This is a genomic window from Streptomyces sp. NPDC051133, assembly GCF_040682635.1.
GTDB lineage: Bacteria > Actinomycetota > Actinomycetes > Streptomycetales > Streptomycetaceae > Streptomyces.
This window is the reverse complement of record NZ_JBFBBK010000236.1, coordinates 1-1,353: the sequence shown is the minus strand read 5'-3', so window position 1 is coordinate 1,353 and position 1,353 is coordinate 1. Positions and strand designations below refer to the sequence as shown.

At 59.6% G+C, this 1,353-nt stretch carries 1 protein-coding gene; it reads left to right on the top strand.

Annotation, left to right across the window (positions count from 1 at the left end; all coding sequences use genetic code 11):
- Nucleotides 1–610: 610 nt before the first annotated feature.
- Nucleotides 611–1,353, top strand: a 743-nt coding sequence (locus AB0N17_RS46710; RefSeq protein ID WP_366017732.1) for a protein kinase, incomplete at its 3' end; no start/stop codon positions are given.

Sequence of the window (1,353 nt, the reverse complement as noted above, 5' to 3'; positions counted from 1 at the left end):
GTGAAAGCACCGACGTAAATTTGTTAATCATCGACCCGTGATTTTCAAGTAAGGGTGAAAGGTGCGAACTGTGCGGCGTTATCGGACCTTCAAATCATATGGCACCGATCCTGAAGCTGCCCTGGAGTTAGCGCGGCAGCACGTGGCCAGCTTTGAATCCGCTGCCGACCTCAGATGCTTCGAAGTTGAGCATGTAGCCGAGTGGGTCGCTCTGCCAGACTCGAGCGGTTTTGTGTACTCGGGCCAGGCTGTTGTCCGGGTGCGCCTTGAAGATTGCAGCGAATGAACAATTGAAGTCCTCGCAGGCGGCTACCTGGATGATGGATCCTTTCCCATCCAGTACTTCCCCTTAGGGCGGTGCTCATCCGTCCACCTCGTGCGACCGCTTTCGTTCCGGCGGAGTTGACTCGGAGGCAGGCATGCCGTAGGTCATGCCCACCGACAGCGCAGAAGAGGGGACTGGAGGAGCCGCATGCGTGTCGGTGTCGGGGGAGCAGGCCAAGAGAAGCGAAGAATGCGGAAGCGGCGCAGCGATCTGGCCAACCGGGATGGTCGTCAGCCGTGGCCTCTCCATGGCTACATACTGCTGAGGGAGCTCAGCAATGGCGCCATGTCCACTACAGCACTGGCGCGTCGGGAAGACTCCAACCTCGAAGTGGTTATCAAATACCTTTTCCGGGAGGGGTTCAGTGGCGCGGACGCCCTTGATCGGGTACGCAACGACACTGAAACCCTCTGTTTGGTGACCGACTTGCGTCTGGCGCGCGTCTACGCTTACCGGGTGGGAGCGCGAGGTATTGCGGTCATAAGCGAGTTTGTCTCCGGCGAAAATCTACGGCAGATTTTGAGTGTCGTGGGCAGCCTCGGGCCGTCCAGTACCCTGTGTCTCATCCTGGAGTGTTTGCAAGGGATCGCTGCTCTTCACGAGGTCGGTGTGGCGCATCGGAATCTGAAGCCAGAATCGGTGATGATTCTCCCTGACGGAGAAGTGAAGCTCCTCGGCGCTACGCTGCGAGGAGACATCCCTGCGGAGACGGCGTATGAAAACGACGCATACTCGGTTGGGGCTCTGCTCATCGAGTGCCTTGTTGGTCGGCCCGGCTCGGAAATTTCTGAAGACGAATTGAGCGACAGGTTCGGCGCGGATGCAGAAGCGGTCGAGTCGCTTCTGTGTGTCACACGCTGGGCCATGACGAAATCCCGGACCGAGCAGCCGCTCTCAGCGGTCAGGTTCATAGGTCTGCTTGACGAGTGGGCCGACGCGGTTCTGGGGCCGGGCTGGGAAGAGCGGGGAAAGGCAGGGCTGGCTGCTGCGGCGCAGGCTGTGACGCCGGAGGCTGTCCCTGAGAAAAC